This is a genomic window from Bordetella genomosp. 12, from assembly GCF_002261355.1.
Classification (GTDB): Bacteria; Pseudomonadota; Gammaproteobacteria; order Burkholderiales; family Burkholderiaceae_B; genus Bordetella.
In genome coordinates this window covers 203,759-223,362 of record NZ_NEVU01000002.1, presented here as the reverse complement: position 1 = coordinate 223,362, position 19,604 = coordinate 203,759, and the positions used below count along the sequence as shown (strand labels likewise).

General features: G+C 64.0%; 20 protein-coding genes. 4 read left to right on the top strand and 16 right to left on the bottom strand.

The features are described 5' to 3' along the window. Window positions 1-13: 13 nt before the first annotated feature. The 11 genes from CAL22_RS06450 to CAL22_RS06395 form a co-directional block, all read right to left on the bottom strand. Complete coding sequence (locus CAL22_RS06450; protein WP_094811529.1) at window positions 14-1,054, bottom strand: MucB/RseB C-terminal domain-containing protein; 1,041 nt, start codon at window positions 1,052-1,054, stop codon at window positions 14-16. Continuing rightward, window positions 1,054-1,539, bottom strand: coding sequence for a sigma-E factor negative regulatory protein (locus CAL22_RS06445; protein WP_094811527.1), 486 nt, complete (start codon window positions 1,537-1,539; stop codon window positions 1,054-1,056). Before CAL22_RS06445 ends, CAL22_RS06450 begins: the two co-directional genes overlap by 1 nt. Window positions 1,540-1,551: 12 nt before the next feature. Further along, a complete protein-coding gene (gene rpoE / locus CAL22_RS06440) occupies window positions 1,552-2,151 on the bottom strand; it encodes an RNA polymerase sigma factor RpoE (protein ID WP_094811525.1) in 600 nt (199 codons plus the stop codon). 430 nt (window positions 2,152-2,581) lie between these two features. Continuing rightward, the gene (fabF, locus tag CAL22_RS06430) at window positions 2,582-3,811 is read right to left on the bottom strand and encodes a beta-ketoacyl-ACP synthase II (RefSeq protein WP_094811521.1); all 1,230 of its coding nucleotides are present in this window, start codon (window positions 3,809-3,811) and stop codon (window positions 2,582-2,584) included. Window positions 3,812-3,982: 171 nt separating this feature from the next. Beyond that, on the bottom strand, window positions 3,983-4,222 hold the full coding sequence (gene acpP, locus CAL22_RS06425) for an acyl carrier protein (RefSeq protein ID WP_003813816.1): 240 nt from the start codon (window positions 4,220-4,222) through the stop codon (window positions 3,983-3,985). 216 nt (window positions 4,223-4,438) lie between these two features. Next, window positions 4,439-5,191, bottom strand: a complete 753-nt coding sequence (fabG, locus tag CAL22_RS06420; RefSeq protein WP_094811519.1) for a 3-oxoacyl-ACP reductase FabG — start codon at window positions 5,189-5,191, stop codon at window positions 4,439-4,441. A gap of 2 nt (window positions 5,192-5,193) precedes the next feature. Then, window positions 5,194-6,129 carry an ACP S-malonyltransferase gene (fabD, locus tag CAL22_RS06415; protein WP_094811517.1) on the bottom strand — a complete coding sequence of 312 codons (936 nt, stop codon included), beginning with the start codon at window positions 6,127-6,129 and terminating at the stop codon, window positions 5,194-5,196. Between the two features lie 58 nt (window positions 6,130-6,187). Beyond that, window positions 6,188-7,174, bottom strand: a complete 987-nt coding sequence (locus tag CAL22_RS06410; RefSeq protein WP_094811515.1) for a beta-ketoacyl-ACP synthase III — start codon at window positions 7,172-7,174, stop codon at window positions 6,188-6,190. Further along, complete coding sequence (plsX, locus tag CAL22_RS06405) at window positions 7,174-8,238, bottom strand: phosphate acyltransferase PlsX (protein ID WP_094811514.1); 1,065 nt, start codon at window positions 8,236-8,238, stop codon at window positions 7,174-7,176. Before plsX ends, CAL22_RS06410 begins: the two co-directional genes overlap by 1 nt. 58 nt (window positions 8,239-8,296) lie before the next feature. Next, complete coding sequence (gene rpmF, locus CAL22_RS06400) at window positions 8,297-8,479, bottom strand: 50S ribosomal protein L32 (protein WP_094811512.1); 183 nt, start codon at window positions 8,477-8,479, stop codon at window positions 8,297-8,299. A 52-nt stretch (window positions 8,480-8,531) separates the two neighbouring features. Then, complete coding sequence (locus CAL22_RS06395) at window positions 8,532-9,179, bottom strand: YceD family protein (RefSeq protein ID WP_094811510.1); 648 nt, start codon at window positions 9,177-9,179, stop codon at window positions 8,532-8,534. A gap of 496 nt (window positions 9,180-9,675) precedes the next feature. On the opposite strand from CAL22_RS06395, the gene CAL22_RS06390 reads away from it, so the two are divergent. From CAL22_RS06390 to CAL22_RS06380, 3 genes are read left to right on the top strand one after another with little or no spacing between them, the layout of a single operon-like run. Then, complete coding sequence (locus CAL22_RS06390) at window positions 9,676-10,269, top strand: Maf-like protein (RefSeq protein WP_094811508.1); 594 nt, start codon at window positions 9,676-9,678, stop codon at window positions 10,267-10,269. Then, window positions 10,266-10,976 carry an SAM-dependent methyltransferase gene (locus CAL22_RS06385; protein WP_094811507.1) on the top strand — a complete coding sequence of 237 codons (711 nt, stop codon included), beginning with the start codon at window positions 10,266-10,268 and terminating at the stop codon, window positions 10,974-10,976. The genes CAL22_RS06390 and CAL22_RS06385 overlap by 4 nt, the downstream gene beginning before the upstream one ends. Window positions 10,977-10,980: 4 nt before the next feature. Then, entirely contained in the window at window positions 10,981-11,763 is a 783-nt protein-coding gene (locus tag CAL22_RS06380; RefSeq protein WP_094811505.1) for an N-acetylmuramoyl-L-alanine amidase, read from the top strand. On the opposite strand, the gene msrQ is transcribed toward CAL22_RS06380, so the two are convergent. The 4 genes from msrQ to CAL22_RS06360 form a co-directional block, all read right to left on the bottom strand. Next, window positions 11,735-12,370, bottom strand: coding sequence for a protein-methionine-sulfoxide reductase heme-binding subunit MsrQ (gene msrQ, locus CAL22_RS06375; RefSeq protein WP_094811503.1), 636 nt, complete (start codon window positions 12,368-12,370; stop codon window positions 11,735-11,737). The genes CAL22_RS06380 and msrQ overlap by 29 nt on opposite strands. 12 nt (window positions 12,371-12,382) lie before the next feature. Beyond that, complete coding sequence (msrP, locus tag CAL22_RS06370) at window positions 12,383-13,342, bottom strand: protein-methionine-sulfoxide reductase catalytic subunit MsrP (protein ID WP_094811501.1); 960 nt, start codon at window positions 13,340-13,342, stop codon at window positions 12,383-12,385. Between the two features lie 119 nt (window positions 13,343-13,461). Further along, window positions 13,462-14,118 carry an HAD family hydrolase gene (locus CAL22_RS06365; RefSeq protein ID WP_094811499.1) on the bottom strand — a complete coding sequence of 219 codons (657 nt, stop codon included), beginning with the start codon at window positions 14,116-14,118 and terminating at the stop codon, window positions 13,462-13,464. A 1-nt stretch (window position 14,119) separates the two neighbouring features. Beyond that, window positions 14,120-15,079, bottom strand: coding sequence for an RluA family pseudouridine synthase (locus CAL22_RS06360; protein WP_094811497.1), 960 nt, complete (start codon window positions 15,077-15,079; stop codon window positions 14,120-14,122). Window positions 15,080-15,604: 525 nt separating this feature from the next. Here CAL22_RS06360 and CAL22_RS06355 point away from each other — a divergent pair. Then, complete coding sequence (locus tag CAL22_RS06355; protein WP_094811495.1) at window positions 15,605-18,745, top strand: Rne/Rng family ribonuclease; 3,141 nt, start codon at window positions 15,605-15,607, stop codon at window positions 18,743-18,745. A gap of 246 nt (window positions 18,746-18,991) precedes the next feature. Here the strand turns inward: CAL22_RS06355 and CAL22_RS06350 are convergent, their stop codons facing one another. Beyond that, window positions 18,992-19,537: an acyloxyacyl hydrolase gene (locus tag CAL22_RS06350; protein WP_094811493.1), complete on the bottom strand. Its 546-nt coding sequence runs from the start codon at window positions 19,535-19,537 to the stop codon at window positions 18,992-18,994. Window positions 19,538-19,604 lie beyond the last annotated feature (67 nt).

Below are 19,604 nucleotides of genomic sequence, written 5' to 3'. Positions count from 1 at the left end.
TTTATCAGGTTTCTTATTTAGACGACGATACGGGCACGTATTCCGTAGCTTGAGCCAGACTCTCCAACGTTGCCGCGGGGACTTCGCCCAACACCGTCATCCAATAGTCCGCAATGCGGGTTCCATAGATGTTGATGGCGCCACGCTGGATAAGCCCAGCTGGCGTATGTTGGTGGCGAGATCCGTCAAAAGGTTCAATGAAAACGGAAATTGCCGCCAAACCATCTGACAGCACAACCTGGCTAACCGTTCCCTTGCCGATGTGCCGGGCAACCTGCATAACCGCAACAAAACCTTCCGGCGCGGGGATACGCCACCCCTGAGCGGCCAGATCGACCGGCTTCATGTCGGCTTCCATCACCCGCCAATCACGGGTATCCCAACGCGAATTCAACTGCCGCGCATCGACGTCGCCGCCAACGCGCAAAGACGAAAAAGAAACCTGCTCGACCACGCCGCGCCGACCGTCTATGGTCTGCGCCTTGAGGAGCAGATTGGTATCGACATCCGCGCACAGCTGATAGCCATAGCGCAGCGCGTCACGCGGCTCTATCGTGATCAGCCGGCACTGGCGATCGGCAACCCGATGCAATTTGGACTCGGCGCGCACGACGTAGTGATCGGCCAGATCCTTGGGATCGCCCAGCAGCAGGCCGGGGAAACGATCGCCGCGGCGGCGCTCAAGCAAGACCGTTTTATGCTCGGGAATCAGGCACTGCACATCTTCGTTGTGCCGCAGATACTCACGCGGCTGCCCATCGAGGATCTCCAGCCGTTCGCGCTCGCCCGTGCCATCGATGACATGCACCAGACGCGACGACTGCATGATGTCGCCCTGCTGGTACATGAAGACGCCGGCGTAATCCTGCGAACGCGCCGCCTGCTGGATGTCGGCCAGCAGCTTGACCGGATCCGTCTCGGGCGCCTGCGCCTGCGCAAGCGCCGCGCCGGACCAGGCCATCATGCTGCACAGCGCCACGGCGGCCATGGCGGCCCATTGCCGCTGGCGTCGCGCCACGCGCTTGTCGGCGCGCACGTCCTGCCACCGTACCATCAGCGTGCTCCGGTCTCGAAGGAGACCTGTCGCACGGCACTGGGGCCGGCCATCTGCCGGTGGGCCTCGAGATAATCGCGCAGACCCGGATCATCACGGCTGGCATCGGCCAGCACGGGCGCCGACACGCCGGGCCCGGAAGACACCGAGGGTTGAACCACCCAGATCACAGTCGCCACGGCCGCGGCCACGGCCAGACCGGACAAGCCAAAACGCAGGGGCGAACGGCGGCGCGGGGCGGCCACGATGGGCAGCTCCGCATCCAGTGCGCGCGACAGGCGGGACTGGAAGTCCTTGCTCGGGTTGGTCACCAGATCGGGGCTGCGCAGCGCATCGCCGATCAGGTGGTAGCTGTCCCAGGTCTTGCGACCTTGCGGGGACATCAGTTGATGTAAAAAGTCCTCTGATCCCTCTCCGTCCATCCAGGCGGAAACCGACTCCTCGAATGAGGCTTCGGCGATCACGGACTTGGCTGCTGTTTGCATGACTGCCACTCCTTACCAGCGACGCTCGGCATCGGTGTCAAGCAGGGGGCGCAACCGGGTGGCGATGGCTTCCCGCGCACGAAATATGCGGGAGCGAACCGTTCCGATGGGGCAGTCCATGCTTTGGGCGATGTCTTCGTAACTCATACCTTCAATCTCACGCAGGACGATAGCCGTGCGCAGCTCCTCGGGCAATTCCTCGATGGCGGCGTTGACCGTCGCGGCAATTTCGCGGCTGGCGAACATTGCTTCCGGCGTGCTTATATCGGTTAGGTTGTCGGTTTCGTTAAAAGTTTCACCATCTTCCGTCTCAATTGCGTTGGGCGCGCTGGGGCGGCGCCCCGACGAAGCCAGCCAATTGCGGGCGGTATTGATGGCGATACGATAAAGCCAAGTGTAGAAGGCACTCTCGCCCCGAAACTGCGGCAGCGCCCGATACGCCTTGATGAATGCCTCTTGCGCCACGTCCTCTATCTCGGCCGGGTCGCGGATCATCCGCGCCAGCAGGCGCAGGATCTTGCGCTGGTACTTCAGGACCAGCAGGTCGAATGCTTTCTTGTCGCCGCGTTGCACGCGCGCAACAAGTTCGGCGTCGACGTCGCGTTCGCTCATGACGCCCCTTTTCGATATGCCACTTTGCAACCGCCAGCCCCGGTCATGACGTTCAATCGACGCCATTGCCGCGGCGCCATGGCCTCGGGCCAGACGGTGCAGCTGATCTTGCTGTTTGTAACACACTCGCCGTCGCGCAAGGCCAGTATCAGGGCCATATGGCTCCGATGACGCACGGCGCTACGCAAATGAACGGACCGCCAGCCATCCTGCGCACTGAGCGCCTGCCAGCATGTGGGGTCTGGGTGCACGCGCAGCGCCCGTACCGTCCGGGCAGGCCTGCGCAGCGTCAAGGGCAAGGCGGGCAGCAGCCAAGGCTGCGCCACCCCGGCCAGGGCAGCCAGCAAGGCCGGCCCTGCGATCAGCCAACGAGTGCCTGCCGGCAAGCCGGCAGGCACCTCGAAATGCCACGCTTGGCCCAGGTCCAACGTCAAATCCGGCGAATGGCCATTGAACCGTTGGTGCCGCCGAAGCCAAAGGAATTGGACAACGCGACATTGATCTTCATCGGGCGAGCTTCATTGGCGCAATAGTCCAGATCGCACTCGGGATCCTGATTGAAGATATTGATGGTGGGCGGCGACACCTGGTTGTAGAGCGCCAGCGTCGTGAAGACGGCCTCGATGCCGCCTGCCGCACCCAGCAGGTGACCGGTCATGGACTTGGTCGAGTTCACCACCAGTTTGCGGGCATGGTCGCCAAAAGCCAGCTTGAGGGCGTCGGTTTCGTTCTTGTCGCCCAGCGGCGTGGAGGTGCCGTGCGCGTTGACGTAATCGACCTCTTCGGCATTGATGGCGCCGTTGCGCAAAGCATTGACGATGCCGCGGCGCGGACCGTCCTTGTCGGGCGCGGTGATGTGATGCGCGTCCGAACTCATGCCGTAGCCCACGAACTCGCCATAAATGCGCGCGCCGCGCTTTTTGGCATGTTCGTACTCTTCGAGCACCAGCACGCCGGCGCCTTCGCCCAGCACGAAGCCGTCACGATCGCGATCCCAAGGACGCGAGGCCGTGGTCGGATCGTCGTTGCGCGTGGACAGCGCGCGCATGGCGGCAAAACCGCCGATCCCCAACGGAGACACGGTCGACTCGGCGCCGCCGGCAATCATCACGTCGGCATCGCCATACTCGATCAGGCGAGCGGCGTCGCCGATGCTGTGCAGACCGGTCGTGCACGCGGAAACCACCGCGTAGCTCGGCCCCTTGAGGCCGAACATGATCGACAGATGGCCGGAAATCAGGTTGATCAACGAACCCGGCACAAAGAACGGCGAGATACGGCGCGGGCCTTTGGCCAGCAGATCCGTCTGCGTTTCTTCGATACGCGGCAGACCGCCGATGCCCGAGCCCACAATCACGCCGATGCGATCGGCGTTTTCTTCGGTAGCCTCAAGGCCCGAGTCGCGCCAGGCCTGCACACCGGCGGCCAGGCCGTAATGGATAAAGGTATCCATCTGGCGCGCTTCTTTGGGCTGGACATACTGCGTGACGTCAAAGCCTTTGACCTCGCCCGCGATGTGGGTGGTCAGGGCCGACGGATCGAATCGCGTGATACGGCCAATGCCAGAACGTCCGTTGACGATATTGTCCCAAGCGGTGGCCAGATCGTTGCCCACGGGGGAAACGATGCCCAAGCCGGTGATGACGACACGTCGCTTCACGGATGACTCCTCAAACAGACAAAATAAAGGCGGTTTTTGGCTGGCCCGACAAACCACGCGGAATCACCGGGCCTGCCCGGCCGGATGCTTCCCCGCGCGGGTCGCATGGCTATACCCAAAACCGCCCTGACTCCTGCGTCCGAAGACGCGGGATAGATAGGCTTGCGCTGATTACTGCTTGCCGTGCGAATTGATGTAATCAATCGCTTGTTGCACGGTCGTGATCTTTTCAGCCTCTTCGTCGGGGATCTCGGTCTCGAATTCATCTTCGAGGGCCATGACCAGCTCGACCATGTCGAGCGAATCGGCACCGAGGTCGTCAAGGAAGGAGGACTCGTTCTTGATCTCGGCTTCGTTCACGCCAAGTTGTTCAGCGACGATCTTCTTGACGCGCTGTTCGATGCTTTCCATGCAGATCTCCAATTGGGAAAAATCCCGCGAATTATAGCCAAGCGTTGAGGAATGCAAACGCCGGGCCGTGAGAAAAATAACACCGCGTTTTTTTCGCCCCCACCCGGCCTGCCGGCTGGAGGGGCGGGCCGCATGTTACGGAAATGTCCGATCACATGGGCCACGAGTGTCAGTACGACAGACTGGCTGGCCTCGCGCCGCGCCAGGATGCCGCATTTATTGCATGTACATCCCGCCGTTGACGTGCAGGGTCGTACCTGTAATGTAACCCGCCAAAGGACTGGCCAGGAAGCCAACCGCATTGGCGATATCGGCCGGAGCGCCAAGGCGGCCCAGCGGAATCTGTTGCAAAAGGGCTGCGGTCTGGTCTTCGCCCAGCACGCGCGTCATGTCCGTGTCGATAAAGCCCGGCGCCACGCAGTTTACCGTGACGTTGCGGCTGCCCAGCTCGCGCGCCAACGCGCGCGTCATGCCGGCCACGCCCGCTTTTGCGGCGGCGTAGTTGGCCTGACCCGGGTTGCCGGCCGAACCGACCACCGACGTAATGTTGATGATGCGGCCCCAACGAGCCTTCATCATATTGCGCAGCACGGCGCGCGACAGGCGGAAGACCGCGCTCAGGTTGGTGTCGATCACCGAGCCCCAGTCGTCGTCTTTCATGCGCATGGCCAGCGTGTCGCGCGTGATGCCCGCATTGTTGACCAGAATATGGGGCCCGCCGCCCTCTTTGCCCAGCGTATCGATGAGCGCATCGACCGCGGCGGCATCGGTCACGTTCAGCACGACGCCGCGACCGCCATGGGCAGCCAGGGCTTCGGTAATCGCTGCCGCGCCGGCTTCCGAGGTGGCCGTACCGACCACCGTGGCGCCACGGGCGGCCAGTTCCTGGGCAATGGCGCGGCCAATGCCGCGCGTAGCGCCGGTCACCAGCGCGATCTTGCCTTCCAGATCTTTGGAGATGTGTTCCATACTCAATTTCCCTTGACGAGCGCCAGCGCGGCATCCAACGAGGCGGGATCGGTCACGGCCAGGCCGGTCAGATCACCATCGATGCGTTTGGTCAGGCCGGTCAGGACTTTACCCGGACCGAACTCGATGACGTGTGTCACGCCCTGGGCCTTCATGGCCTGCACGGTCTCGACCCAACGCACGGCGTGCCAGGCCTGGCGCACCAGCGCATCGCGAATGGCGGCGGGATCGGATTGTTCGGCCACGTCCACGTTGTTGATCACCGGCACGGCCGGCGATTGCACGGCGGCGTCGGCCAGCGCGCGCGCCAGTACGTCGGCGGCCGGCTTGAGCAGGCTGGAGTGAAACGGCGCCGAAACGGGCAACAGCAGCGCACGCTTGGCGCCGGCGGCCTTGGCCGCTTCGCAGGCGCGTTCGACGGCGGCCTTGTGGCCGGCAATCACGACCTGCGCCGGCGCGTTGAAGTTGACGGCCTCGACGACTTCGCCCTGTGCGGCTTGCGAGCAAGCGGCCCGAACCGCGTCATCGTCCAGCCCCAGAATGGCGGCCATGGCGCCCGTGCCCACCGGCACGGCGGCCTGCATGGCATCGGCGCGGATGCGCACCAGGCGCACGGCGTCTTCGAGCGCCAGCGAGCCGGCGGCCGTCAGGGCCGCGTACTCGCCCAGGCTGTGGCCAGCCATGACGGCAGGCAGCGGCCCGCCGGCATCGCGCCAGGCAGCAAAACAGGCCACGCCGGCGGTAAGCATCGCGGGCTGCGTGTTGGTGGTGAGATTGAGCTGATCCGCCGGGCCCTGGGCAATCAGGGCGGCCAGATCCTGGCCCAGCGCCTGACTGGCGCGAGCAAGCACATCGGCGACGACGGCATTGCCAGCCCATGCATCCATCATGCCGACGGATTGCGAGCCTTGGCCGGGGAACACAAATGCGAGTTTCATGGTGGTCCGTGATCTCTATACGTTAGCGTACCGCACGACGGGCATGGCGCCCGCCGCACTACATGCGGGCCAGTACCGAGCCCCAGGTAAAGCCACCGCCCACGCCCTGCATCAGCACATGCTGGCCGGCCTTGATGCGGCCATCGCGCCGCGCCACGTCCAGGGCGAGCGGCACGCTGGCCGCCGAGGTATTGGCATGCTGGTCAACGGTGACGACGACATGGTCGGCCGACACATTGAGCTTGCGTGCAAGAAAATTGAGAATGCGGACGTTGGCCTGGTGCGGCACCAGCCAATCGACCTGATCGATGGTCATGCCCACCTCGGCGCAGACTTCCCGCGCCGAGCGGTCCAGCACCGTGACGGCCTGCTTGAACACGGCCTGGCCATCCATGCGCAGGAAGGGGTCGCCCGTCACTTCGCCGTAGGCCACATTGCCCGCGGCGCAGAGAATTTTGGTCTGGCTGCCATCGGCATGCAGATGCGCGGCGAGAATGCCCGGCTCATCGGATGCCTTGAGGACGACCGCGCCCGCGCCGTCGCCAAACAACACGCAGGTGCCGCGGTCATTCCAGTCAAGGATGCGGGAAAACACCTCGGCGCCGATCACCAGCGCACACCGGGCACGGCCGGCACGCACGAAGCTGTCGGCCGTCGTCAGGGCATAGACGAATCCGCTGCACACCGCCTGCACATCGAAGGCCGCCCCGCCCTTGGCTCCCAGATTGGCCTGCACCAGGCAGGCCGTGCTCGGAAACACGAAGTCGGGCGTCGACGTGGCCACGATGATCAGATCCAGATCATCCGGGCCGACGCCGGCGTCGGCCATCGCACGGCGCGCCGCCTCGGTGGCCAGCACGCTGGTGGTTACGCCGCGCTCGGCCAGATGCCGCTGCCGGATACCGGTGCGCTCGACGATCCACGCATCGGATGTCTCGATATCGCGCTGAGCCAGTTCCGCGGCCAGATCGTCGTTGGACACCACACGCTCGGGCAGATAGCCGCCCGAACCCGCGATCACCGAATATTTCATTGCCTTGCTCATCAAACGGTGTCCCCCGCAGCCGCGGCATTGTTCGCGGCAGCCTCGTTCAGTTGGACGCGCTCATTGATCTCGGCCACCGTCTGGGCCGTGCGTTCGAGCAACCGGCTGGCGACCGCCTCACGCGCGCGCTGGAGCGCAAAACCATAGGCATAGGCGTCGGCCGAACCATGGCTTTTGATCACGACACCCCGCAGGCCAAGCAAGGCCGCGCCGTTATAGCGGCGGTTATCGACGCGTCGGCGCAGCCGGTTGAGCACCGGCGTGGCAACGGCGCCGGCCAGCAGCGTGATGAAGTTGCGCTTGAATTCTTCGCGAATGACGCTGGAGAGCATCTTCGCCAACCCTTCGACGGATTTCAGTACGACGTTACCTACGAAGCCGTCACAAACGACAACGTCGACCGTACCCTTGAAAATATCGTCGCCTTCCACGTTGCCGCGGAAATTCAATGGACTGGCTCGCAGCAATTCGGCGGCTTCCTTCACCACCTCATTGCCCTTGATGACTTCCTCGCCTATGTTCAGCAAGCCCACGGTAGGCCGGTCGAGATGATCGACGGCCTGCGCAAGCGCGGCGCCCATGATGGCGAACTGCAGCAGATGCTCCGCGCTACAGTCGACATTGGCCCCCAGATCGAGCACCGTGGTAGCGCCGCCGGTCTGGTTGGGGATGGAGGTCGCGATCGCCGGGCGGTCGATGCCGTCCAGCGTCTTGAGCACGTAGCGGGAAATCGCCATCCATGCGCCGGTATTGCCGGCTGACACGCAGGCGTCAGCCCGACCGTCCTTGACGGCTTGAGCGGCCAGTCGCATGGACGAGTCTTTTTTGCGGCGCAAAGCGACTTCGACCGGGTCGTCCATGGTGACGACCTCGGAGGCAGCGACAACCTCGAGACGATCGCGCGGGGCCGAACGATGTTCGGCCAGCGCGGCTTCGATGGCATCGGGTAGCCCAACCAGCAATAGCCGGGTGTCCGGATATTGCCGGGCGAACTCGAGCGCGGCCGGTATGGTGACGGGCAGACCGTGGTCCCCGCCCATGCAGTCTATAGCGATGCGTATCACGGGTGCCAGGTCAGCAGTCAGCCGAAACGGTCCGGGTTACGAGTTCGGCCGACAGGCCTTATTCGTCAGCCTTGGTCTTCAGGATCTTGCGACCACGGTAAAAACCGTTGGGGCTGATGTGGTGACGCAGGTGCGATTCGCCCGTGTTGGGCTCGATGGCCGTCGGCGGGTTCACCAGAAAATCGTGCGAGCGGTGCATGCCGCGCTTGGACGGGGACTTCTTGTTTTGTTGAACAGCCATGATGACTCCTAGAAACGGGCCGCATTGTACGCGAATGCAGCCCGAGTTGATTTCAATTCTTGCGCTTCAGTTGTTCCAACACCGCAAACGGCGAGGGACGCTTGACTTCGGATGCATGCGATGCATCATCCGAAGCGGCCTTCTGCCCCGCTGCCTGTCCGGAAACCTCCGGGCAGACTTCATGGCGGGGCACATACGGAATGCTCAAGATGAGCTCATCCTCGATCTGGGCCAACAGATCGAAACGATGCGAACCCACGACCTTTTCAGGCACGTCGGTCGCAAAATCCAAACCTTCTTCCTGGGCATCCTGCAAATCGGCCAGTTCGTCGTCGAGATCATCTTCAGACGCGACCAGCTGCAGCACCACGTCGGAATCCACCGGATGCACAAAGGGCGCATTGCAACGCTGGCAGATCAAGACCGGATTGGCCTGGATGTGCAAGCGCAGCAACGGCTGACCGGCGATGACACCACCCGTCTTGCCCGTTCCCTTGCCGATCTCGCCGAAGGCTTTCCAATGGGCTACGCCGGCTTCGCCGGCTGCCTGCTCGGGCAAGCCTTCCATGAATCGCGACAGGCGCACCAGCGCAATGTCACCCGACACCTGCTGCCCCTGACGCGCCATGGCATAAGCATCCACGACCACGGCATTGCCAGCAGACGCCTTGACTACCGCTTTATCTACAGGATCAACCATAATCTTCCAGCCATTTACACTGCGGTGACACTTTACCAACAGACCACACACCCGCCTAAACGCGTGGCAACCTCAGGGAGCCGCCCTGGCGCGGCAAGCCGCTTGGCCCAAGCTGCTCCGGGGCCGTTTGATCCCCGTTGCTTCTGTGCTCTGCGCGTCCGTGCCCCTGCCTCTTCTGCGCGGGTTGCCGGCAAACTTTTAAGCCTGCCATCTCAAGAGCGCCGCTTTAAGGCGCGTCTTTCGTCCGCCTTTTAGCCCACCCCTGCCCGCCTTTTAGCGCATCCCTTTTAGTCCGCCCTTTAGCCCATCTTGCAAGCTAGACGCAGCCTTCAAGGCGCTAGGCCTGGCTCGCACGAGCCTAAAAACCCCGGCAGCCAAAATGCCGCGCAAAGTAAGCTTGGCAAAAAGGTGTGCAACAAAGAAGTATCAGTACGCAGCATAATCGCCGCAAAACGTTAGATAATACCGTGACTTAGAGATCAACGTCAAATATCGCATGCCCCAAACTCCTCGTCTCATCCTTGCATCCAGCTCCCGTTATCGGCGCAGCATGCTCGAGCGCCTACGCCTGCCCTTCGAGAGCGTGTCTCCCGATGTGGACGAAACGCCACACCCTGGTGAAGCCCCTGCTGCCATCGCGCTGCGTTTGTCGGTCGCCAAAGCCATGGCCGTGGCTAGCCGGCACCCGGGCAGCATCGTCATCGGCTCCGACCAGGTGGCCACGATAGACGGCCAACCCATCGGCAAGCCGGGCGATTTCGCCCGTGCGCAAGCTCAATTGCGGCAACTCTCGGGGAAAACGGTCGAGTTTCACAGCGCGCTGGCCGTGACGGACGGACAGCACACCGAGCAGGCCGATGTCGTCACCTACTGCAAATTCCGCACTCTGAGCGAGGCGGCCATCGACACCTACCTGCAGGCCGAGCAACCCTACGATACCGCAGGCAGCGCCAAGGCAGAAAGCCTGGGCATCGCGCTGATGGAAAGCATGCAAAGCGACGATCCGACGGCCATCATTGGCCTGCCCCTGATCGCCCTGACCGGGATGCTGATGCGCTTCGGCCTCCCTCCCCTGGGGAGCCCCGCATGAGCGGCGCCTTGCATCTCATCCCCGTCAGCCTGGGCGATGCCCCACCCGAGCGCTGGCTGCCGGCCGACGTCCGCGCCCTGGCCGGCAGGCTGGACACTTATATCGCCGAAAACGCCAAGACCGCGCGCGCCTTTCTCAAACTGATCGGCACCGAGCGACCGTTGCAGGAAATCACCATCCATACCCTCAACGATCAGGCCGACGCGCGCCAGATCGAAGCCTGGCTCGCCCCCATCAAGACAGGCAAAGAGATTGGGCTGGTCTCGGAAGCCGGCTGCCCCGCGGTGGCTGACCCCGGCGCCAAAGTGGCGGCGGCCGCCCACCGCCTGGGCTATGCCGTCAAACCATGGGTCGGCCCCTCCTCCATCCTGCTGGGCTTGATGGCCAGCGGCCTGGACGGCCAGCGCTTCGCATTCCATGGCTACGCTCCGGTCGACCCGGCCGAACGCGCCAAGCAATTGCGCGCCTGGGAACAGCATTCGGCCCGCCATGACCAGACCCAGATGCTGATCGAGACCCCCTATCGCAACATGGCGATGTTTGGCACCTTGCTGGCCGCCCTGCGCGGCGACACCCGGCTGTGCGTGGCCCGCTCGCTCTCCACGGACCAGGAGTGGGTACGCACCCGCACGGTGGCGCAGTGGAAGCAGGAACCGCCGCCCGACCTTGACAAGCAGCCCACCCTGTTTCTCTTCCTGGCGCACTGACAACATGCAACGCCTGGCTGCGCTGCTGCTCGCCTGCCTGATGCTGGCCGGCTGCGCCAGCCCCATTGACCGCTCGCTTACGGCCACGGGACAAAGCAGCCGGGTGCGTTATATCGTGCTGCACTACACCACCGCCGACGACGCCGAATCGCTGCGGCTGCTTTCGCAGACGCAAGTAAGCGCCCATTATGTGGTCAGCGCAAGGCCCGACGCGCGCATCTACCAACTGGTGGATGAGAACCGCAGCGCCTGGCATGCCGGCGCAAGCCGCTGGTTTGAGCAAAACTCGCTGAACTTCACGTCGATCGGCATCGAGATCGTCAACGCAGGCTGGCAAAAACAGCCCGATGGCAGCCTGCGTTATGCGCCCTACGCACCCACGCAAATAGCCGCGCTCACGCAGTTATTGCGCGCCATCGCCGAGCGTCATGGCATCCGCCCGGAGAACATCGTCGGCCACAGCGACATTGCGCCGCAACGCAAGCTGGACCCTGGCCCGAATTTCCCATGGCGGGCACTGGCCCAGGCCGGAATAGGCCGCTGGTACGACGAGGCCGCCGCTGCGGCGATGTTGCCGCGGCTGCAGGCTGACGGCCTGCCCGACGTGGCGTGGTTTCAAGCAGAGCTGGCTCGCCTGGGTTACGACAACCCGCGCCATGGCCGGCTGGACCGCGCCACCCGCAACGTGCTGGCCGCCTTTCAGATGCACTATCGGCCAGCGCGCTACGACGGCGAGCCCGACGCCGAGACCGCGGCCATCATGCAAGCGATGCAGGCTCAGCCCTGAGCGCCCGGCGCCGGTGCCACCAGGCCGCGACGCGCCACCCCAGCAACAGCAGCAAGACCGCGCCATAAATCAGCGGCTCGCGCAGGTCGTTCTTGCCAGCTTTGTGCCACCAGTAGTGCAGGATGACCAACAGCCCGATCAGATAGACCGCCCGGTGCAGCCGCTGCCAGTGACGGCCCAGCCTGCGCATGGCCGCCTGCGTGGAGGTCAGCGCCAGCGCGGCCATGAGCACAAAGGCCGTGAATCCCACCAGGATGAAGGGGCGCTCAGCCAGGTCGCGCAGCATGGAAGCCAGCTCCAGCCCCCGGTCCCACCAAGCCCAGGCCGTGAAATGCAAGAAGGCATAGAAAAAGGCAAATAAGCCGCACATGCGGCGCAGGCGCAGCAAAGCCGGCACCTGGATCAAACGCCGCACCGGCGTGATGGCCAACGTCACCAGCAGACAGACCAGGGCCCAGGTTCCGGAGGAACGAGTGAGGAACTCGATGGGATTGGCGCTCAGGCCATCATGCAGCCCCAGCCAGACCCAGCGCAAGGCGGGCGCCAGGCCGAGGAGAAAGACCAGCGGCTTGGCCTGCCCGATCACCCGCACCGATTGCTGCGCCATCTTCCGTAAGCCTCAGTAGTTGGCCCTGAGATCCAGGCCCTGATAAAGCGCGGCGACCTGATCCGCGTAACCATTGAACATGAGCGTGGGACGCTTGGGCGTAAAAATCCCGTCCTCGCCGATGCGACGCTCGGTGGCCTGGCTCCAGCGCGGATGGGGCACTTGCGGATTGACGTTGGCGTAGAACCCATACTCTTGCGGCGCGGCCTTCATCCAGCTGCTGCGGGGAGCCTGCTCCAGCAGGCGGATACGCACCAGGGACTTGGCGGATTTGAAGCCGTACTTCCAGGGCACGGCCAGGCGCAGCGGCGCGCCGTTCTGGTTGGGAAGCACCTTACCGTACAGCCCGAACACGAGCATGGTGAGAGGATGCATGGCCTCGTCCATGCGCAGCACTTCCGTGTAGGGCCAGTCCAGCACGGGATAGCGCAGGCCGGGCATGGTTTCGCGCTGGGCTGCCGTCACGAATTCGACGTACTTTGCATTGCCCGTCGGGTCGACCTGCTTGAGCAGGGTCGACAGCGAGTAGCCCACCCAGGGAATGACCATGGACCAGCCTTCGACACAGCGCAAGCGGTACACCCGCTCTTCCATGGGCGCGAGTTTGAGCAACGCGTCGATATCGAAAACACGTGGCTTGCCCACCTCGCCTTCGACGCTGACCGTCCAGGGGCGGGTTTTGAGCGCGCCCGCCGCCCGCGCCGGATCGCCCTTGTCCAGACCGAACTCGTAGTAATTGTTGTACGACGAGACATCCTTGAAGGCGGTCTGCTTGTCCGGCACCGTGAATTGAGGGACAGGCTTGCCGGGCAACGCTGCGTCGTCGGCCCAGGCCCGGCGTGACGTCCAGCCCGACAGCCCCAGAGCGGCCGCAGCCGCCGCGCTACGCATCATCCAGTCTCGGCGGGTACGCCACACTTCCTCGGGAGTGATCTCAGAGGCAAGAAGGGGCGAAGGCTTGCGAATCAGCATGGGAATCTCCAATAGGCGGGCCAGGGCCGAGGCACGCTATCTACTGTAGACGCGCCCCGGGCTGAGGAAATTCCCCGGAATGATCAGACTTTGTGTCCGATATTGTCCAGGCAGGCCGATCAGACGGCGATACGCGGCGTCAACCACTGCGCCATCTCGGGCACGCTGCCGACGATGGCCTCGGCGCTGCAGGCGCGCAGCTCGTCCAGACTGTGCGCGCCGTACGAAACGCCCAGGCCGTGCACGCCGGCATTGAGCGCCATCTGCAGATCATGGGTGGTGTCCCCCACCATGACCACTCTCGCCGGATCCACATCGAGGTCACTCATGAGCTGGTGCAGCATCTCCGGATGCGGCTTGCTGAAGGTCTCGTCGGCGGTACGGGTAGCATCGAAAACCGGGCCCAGGCCCGTGGCGGCTAGGACGCGATTCAGCCCCACGCGGCTTTTGCCGGTGGCCACCGCCAGACGAACATTCTGGCTGGCCAGGCTGTCGAGCAACTCGCGCACCCCGTCAAACAAGCGCAGCTCCGGATCGCGCAAGAGGTAATGAATGCGATAGCGCTCCAGAAAGCGCGGCATGAGAGCGGGCGTGAGCTGCGGCACGGCGCGCTTCAAAGCGCTCTCGAGCGACAAGCCGATCACCCAGCTGGCCTCGGACGCCGTGGGAACCGGCAAGTCGAGATCACGGGCGGCGGCCTGAATGGCCGCCACGATACTGTGAGTGGAATCCATCAGGGTGCCGTCCCAATCGAACACCACCATTGCATACGACATATCAGGCTGTCTCCAGTTGCTGCAACAGCTTGCGACAGGCAGCGGGCAACTCCGCCACCAACTCCAAGCGCTCACCCGTCAGCGGGTGATCCAGCGTCAATTGATAGGCATGCAGAAACATGCGATTGAAACCCCGGCGGGCGAAATCGGCCCGCACTTCATCTGTCCCGTATTTATCGTCACCGACGATGGGAAAACCGCTGGCCGCCAGATGCACACGGATCTGATGCGTGCGCCCGGTGCGCAACTCCGCCTCGACCAGGCTGTAGCCGCCAAACCGCTGTTTGAGCGACACGATGGTGTGCGCCGCCTGCCCATCGGGGTCGACCTTGACCCGGCGCTCGCCGCTCTGGGTCGTCCATTTGCTCAGGGCCAGGCGGATATGCTGCCGGTCATTGACCCAATCGCCTTCGACCAGCGCCAGATAGCGCTTGCCGCCCTTGCCTTCGCGCAGCATGGTGTGCAGGGCCAGCAGCGCGCTGCGCTTTTTGGCCACCATCAACAGCCCGGACGTATCGCGGTCCAGGCGATGCACCAGTTCGAGGAAGCGAGCCTGCGGACGGGCGGCGCGCAATTGCTCGATGACCCCAAAGGACACGCCACTGCCCCCATGTACGGCGACGCCGGCGGGCTTGTCGATGACCAGCATGGCCTCGTCTTCGAAGACGACTGGAAACTCTGAAGCAGGAACAGGCTTGGGTGCGCCGGGATCCGGCAGACGCAAGGGCGGCACGCGCACCACGTCGCCCACCGCCACGCGGTAGTCCGCACTGCTGCGTCCCTTGTTTACCCGCACCTCGCCGCCACGGATGGCCTTGTAGATATGGCTTTTGGGGACGCCCTTGCACAAACGGAGCAGAAAATTGTCCAGGCGCTGGCCTTCCTGGTCGGCCTCGACCTCGACCAAACGTACAGAGGGGGGCACTGGGGAAGTCTGTTTGCGCATTGCGGAAAGCGGCATATAATCGGGACAGCCTTAAGGGGCTGAACTACAGAGGCTCTTGCGGGTGTGAAACCGTTTTGCCTGGCGTTGAGATGCGGAGAGATTCGCGCGTCTCCGTCGGATGCGCGGGCCACCATTGTACTGTCTCCGTTCAGCTCCTGGGTTTACTTGGTCGCCGGCGCAACCGCGATCTGCCGGACGGTGGTGTGGCATGCAGTGCCCGCCTTCCTGGCAGAGATCCGTTGCCAGCCGCAAGCGATCTGAAGCACAGCAAGAATCGTCGAATATTTATTACGCACCAGATGCCCACAGGCATCTGACGTTCACAGCAACCGTTCCGTCAAACCACTATCAGTGAAGCTGACCCTCCTGCTGCCAGAACCCCGTGCCCCATGGCACGACGTGCCCGCGTGACGCGCGGCGGATACGCCTGAGCGTCGCTCAGGTACGGTCCGCATTCTTCTTGCTTGCTTCAGTCGCAGCCCGAGTGACCCGAGGTCACGCGCCGATATCGGCGTGTCCTGACTACGGAGAACCGCACTCATGAAGCGCATGTTGTTTAATGCGACGCACCAGGAAGAACTGCGCGTCGCGATTGTCGATGGGCAAAAGCTCATCGACCTTGATATCGAAACTGCCGGCCGCGAACAGCGCAAAGGCAATATCTACAAAGGCGTCATCACCCGTATCGAACCAGGCCTCGAGGCCTGCTTCGTCAATTACGGCGAAGACCGCCACGGGTTCCTGCCCTTCAAAGAAGTCGCCCGCAGCTTCTTCAAAGAAGGCGTGGACGTGCGCAGCGCCCGCATCCAGGACGCTCTGCGCGAAGGCCAGGAACTGATCGTTCAGGTCGAAAAGGAAGAACGCGGCAACAAGGGCGCTGCCCTGACCACGTTCATTTCCCTGGCCGGCCGCTACCTCGTGCTGATGCCGAACAACCCGCGTGGCGGCGGTGTCTCGCGCCGCGTCGAGGGCGAAGACCGCCAGGAACTGCGCGACACGATGGAGCAGCTCGACGTGCCGCAAGGCATGAGCATCATCGCCCGCACCGCTGGCATCGGCCGCAGCGTGGAAGAGCTGCAGTGGGATCTGGCCTACCTCATGCAATTGTGGACGGCCATCGACGGTGCCGCCCGTGACAATGCCGCGCCTATCCTGATCTATCTCGAATCCAGCCTGGTCATCCGGGCCATTCGCGACTATTTCTCGCCGGAAATCGGCGAGATCCTGATCGATACCGACGAGATCGCCGATCAGGCCACGGCCTTCATGAGCGTGGTCATGCCGGACAACGTCCAGCGCGTGAAGCGCTATCGCGACGATATCCCGCTCTTTTCGCGTTTCCAGATCGAACACCAGATCGAAACGGCGTACTCGCGCACCGTGCAACTGCCCTCGGGCGGTGCCGTGGTCATCGACCACACGGAAGCGCTGGTGGCCGTCGACGTGAACTCGGCGCGCTCCACCCGCGGCGCAGACATCGAAGAAACCGCGCTGCGCACCAACGTGGAGGCCGCCGATGAAGTGGCCCGCCAACTGCGCCTGCGCGACCTTGGCGGCCTGATCGTCATCGATTTCATCGACATGGAAGACAGCAAGAATCAACGTGCTGTCGAACAACGTCTGCGGGATGCGCTGCATTTTGACCGCGCCCGCGTGCAGATGGGCAAGATCTCGCGCTTCGGGCTGATGGAACTGTCGCGTCAGCGCCTGCGTCCGGCTCTGAACGAAGGCTCGCACATTACGTGCCCGCGTTGCACCGGCACCGGCGTGATCCGCGATGCCGAATCCAGCGCCCTGCATGTGCTGCGTCTGCTGCAAGAAGAAGCCATGAAGGAAAACACCGCCGCCGTGCACGCGCAAGTGCCGGTCGACGTGGCCACCTTCCTGCTCAACGAAAAGCGTGCCGACATCGCCAAGATGGAAGCCCGCCTGAAGGTCAACCTGGTGCTCATCCCGAACAAGCACCTGGAAACCCCGCACCACCATATCGAGCGCCTGCGCCACGACGATCCGCGCCTGGAAGAAGCCAAGACCAGTTTCGAACTGGCCGAAGCCCCGGCAACCGATCTCACCTGGAGCCCGCGCGAACAGGAAATCAAGGCGCGCCCGGAAGCCCTGGTCAAGGGCATCACCCCGGCCCAGCCCGCGCCGGTCTCCGCACCCGCCCCGGCCCCTGCGGCCCAGAAGCCTGCCGAAGGCGCCAGCCTCGGTGGCTTGTTCAAGCGCCTGATCAATTGGCTGTCCGGCGGCAGCGAACCGGCAAAGCCGGCCGAGAAACCGGCCGAGCAAGCCAAGCGCAGCACAGGCGGCAACCGCGGCAAGCGCGCGAACGACGGTCAGGAACGCCGCGGCGAACGCCATGGCTCGGACCGTAACCGCAACCGCCGCAACGCCGACGGCGAAGGCCTGGAGCAACGTCACGTCCGTGGCGGCCGCCGTCCGGAAGAACAGCGTGGCAACGAGTCCGCGCGCGGCGAGGCGCAACAGCGCCCGGAACCGCGTGGCGAACGCAATGAGTCCCGCAACGAGCAGCGCAGCGAGGCCCGCCAGGCGCGTAACACCGACGCTCAGGCTGCCCCCGCCGTGCGTCCCGTTGCCGCCGAGGCGGCCGACGAAGCGACGCCGCGCAATGGCCGCAATCGCCGCGGCCGCGGCCGCGGCCGTCGCGAAGACGGTGCGAGCGACGCTCAGGCCAACGAGCAAGATGGCAAGATGAGCGAACAGGAAACCATGGTGGCCGCATTGGCCGAAACCGTGGCTTCCGCACTGCCGGCCACCCCGGAAGCCCATGTCACGGAAGACGTTGCCACCGACGCCGATAACGAAGCGCCGCAGAGCGCCGACGGCGAAGGCCAGGCTGATCCGGAGCGCAAGCGCCGCCGTCGCCGCAGTCGCCGTGGCCGTCGCAGCCAGGAAGATGGCGTAACGCTGGATGCCGATGGCCAACCCATCGAAGCAGGCGATGACGCTGAAGAAACCGAAAGCAGCGGCTCGGCCCTGATTCCCGCACCGGCTTATGGCGTCACGGCCGCTTCGGAGCCCGTCAAGGTTGAAACGCCTCAGGCGCAGCCGGCTCCGGTGGCGCCCGCCCCGGCAGCCGTCGTCGCCGAGGCGCAGGCTCCGGTGGTTCAGACTCCCGTGACTCCGGCGGCCCCTGCGGCTCCCGTGGCTCCCGCGGTTCCGGCTACCCAGGTGATCCCGGCTGCTCCGGCTGCTCCGGCTGCCCAGGTGATCCCGGCTGCTCCGGCTGCCGTGGCTGCCGAAGCGGTCACGCCCGCCGAGCCGCAGACTGCGGCTGCGACCACACCCGCAGCGGTGCAGACGCCCGCTCCGGCGGCGGCTGAGCCTGTCGCGGCTGCGCCGCAAGCGAGCGCAACGGTCGAACCGGCTGCGCCGGCTCCCGCCGTGGCCGCCTCGCCGGCAGCCCCTGCCGCCGAACCGGCCCCCGCCCCGACCACAGCAGCGCCCAAAGCGGCTGCCCCCATCGTGGCCGGCGAAGCCGCTCTGAACGCAGTGGTGCAAGCGGCTGGCCTGACCTGGGTGCAAACCGATCCGGCTCGCCACGCGGAATCGCAAGCGCACAGCGCGGCAGATCAAGCCCCGGTGCGCCTGGGCCGCGAGCGCAAGCCCGTGGCACAAGTCTCGTCCTCGCCGCTGGTGCAGGTCGAAACGCATCACTGAGCTGCCCGCTCATGAAAAATCGCCAGGCCTGCCAGCCTGGCGATTTTTTTTGCACGCCCTGCCCGCCCGATGCGCGCGGCGGCTGCCCTCCGGCATCCTTCCCGCACGGTTGAAAGGCGTAAAGAACGCCTAAGGATGGGCGGCCCGGTTCATTGCACGTTGCCATGCAAAAACCCCCGGAAATTGGCGCAATGTCCAACTTCCGGGGGTCAGGTCAAATAGCGACTTGCTGGGGCTGCAGCCCGTTCAGAACTGGTAGGTATACAGCAACTGCACGACATCCAGGCCCGGGTTGGGCTTCTTGATGTTGGCGTTGGAGAAATGCGAGTAACGCACGCCGATACGGCTATTCTGCGTCAACAGAAAACCCAGCCCAACGTGGTCGCCGAATTGAAATGCCGAACCAATGCGCTTGTCGGCGAAACGGGTGCTCGAGAAGACCGTGGCGCCCACGCCGCCTTCAAGATAGAAGCGATCGGTGGCCCACCAGCGGAACATCGGGATGGCATTGCCTTGCCAGACGTGACCGGGATCACGCGAGCCATCCGCCCACCAGTACGACGCGCCGAACTCACCATTGAGATCCAGGCGACCCCAATTGCTGCCGAACTGATAGCTCCACCAGGTGGGCGTTTCGTAGTTGAGCGTGACGCGCTGATAGTGGTCACCAATACCGTAATGGACACTGACGCCGCCGTCGCTGCCTTGTTGTGCCCGGGCAGTGCCGGCAGCCAAAGCCAACACCAGAGAAGCGATACCGGTCAAAGCGATTTTCTTTTTCAGGCCGTGCATAAGGACTCCAAAGTGCATTCAATCTGTGCGGACAGATACCGTACAACCTTAGCAGAAAGCAGGGACG

Excerpts from the sequence above, each read along its gene's own strand:
- CAL22_RS06450 (WP_094811529.1), bottom strand. The coding sequence starts at position 1,054 with ATGGTACGGTGGCAGGACGTGCGCGCCGACAAGCGCGTGGCGCGACGC.
- CAL22_RS06445 (WP_094811527.1), bottom strand. The coding sequence starts at position 1,539 with ATGCAAACAGCAGCCAAGTCCGTGATCGCCGAAGCCTCATTCGAGGAG.
- rpoE (WP_094811525.1), bottom strand. The coding sequence starts at position 2,151 with ATGAGCGAACGCGACGTCGACGCCGAACTTGTTGCGCGCGTGCAACGC.
- acpP (WP_003813816.1), bottom strand. The coding sequence starts at position 4,222 with ATGGAAAGCATCGAACAGCGCGTCAAGAAGATCGTCGCTGAACAACTT.
- fabG (WP_094811519.1), bottom strand. The coding sequence starts at position 5,191 with ATGGAACACATCTCCAAAGATCTGGAAGGCAAGATCGCGCTGGTGACC.
- fabD (WP_094811517.1), bottom strand. The coding sequence starts at position 6,129 with ATGAAACTCGCATTTGTGTTCCCCGGCCAAGGCTCGCAATCCGTCGGC.
- CAL22_RS06410 (WP_094811515.1), bottom strand. The coding sequence starts at position 7,174 with ATGAGCAAGGCAATGAAATATTCGGTGATCGCGGGTTCGGGCGGCTAT.
- rpmF (WP_094811512.1), bottom strand. The coding sequence starts at position 8,479 with ATGGCTGTTCAACAAAACAAGAAGTCCCCGTCCAAGCGCGGCATGCAC.
- CAL22_RS06395 (WP_094811510.1), bottom strand. The coding sequence starts at position 9,179 with ATGGTTGATCCTGTAGATAAAGCGGTAGTCAAGGCGTCTGCTGGCAAT.
- CAL22_RS06390 (WP_094811508.1), top strand. The coding sequence starts at position 9,676 with ATGCCCCAAACTCCTCGTCTCATCCTTGCATCCAGCTCCCGTTATCGG.
- CAL22_RS06385 (WP_094811507.1), top strand. The coding sequence starts at position 10,266 with ATGAGCGGCGCCTTGCATCTCATCCCCGTCAGCCTGGGCGATGCCCCA.
- CAL22_RS06380 (WP_094811505.1), top strand. The coding sequence starts at position 10,981 with ATGCAACGCCTGGCTGCGCTGCTGCTCGCCTGCCTGATGCTGGCCGGC.
- msrQ (WP_094811503.1), bottom strand. The coding sequence starts at position 12,370 with ATGGCGCAGCAATCGGTGCGGGTGATCGGGCAGGCCAAGCCGCTGGTC.
- msrP (WP_094811501.1), bottom strand. The coding sequence starts at position 13,342 with ATGCTGATTCGCAAGCCTTCGCCCCTTCTTGCCTCTGAGATCACTCCC.
- CAL22_RS06365 (WP_094811499.1), bottom strand. The coding sequence starts at position 14,118 with ATGTCGTATGCAATGGTGGTGTTCGATTGGGACGGCACCCTGATGGAT.
- CAL22_RS06360 (WP_094811497.1), bottom strand. The coding sequence starts at position 15,079 with ATGCCGCTTTCCGCAATGCGCAAACAGACTTCCCCAGTGCCCCCCTCT.
- CAL22_RS06355 (WP_094811495.1), top strand. The coding sequence starts at position 15,605 with ATGAAGCGCATGTTGTTTAATGCGACGCACCAGGAAGAACTGCGCGTC.
- CAL22_RS06350 (WP_094811493.1), bottom strand. The coding sequence starts at position 19,537 with ATGCACGGCCTGAAAAAGAAAATCGCTTTGACCGGTATCGCTTCTCTG.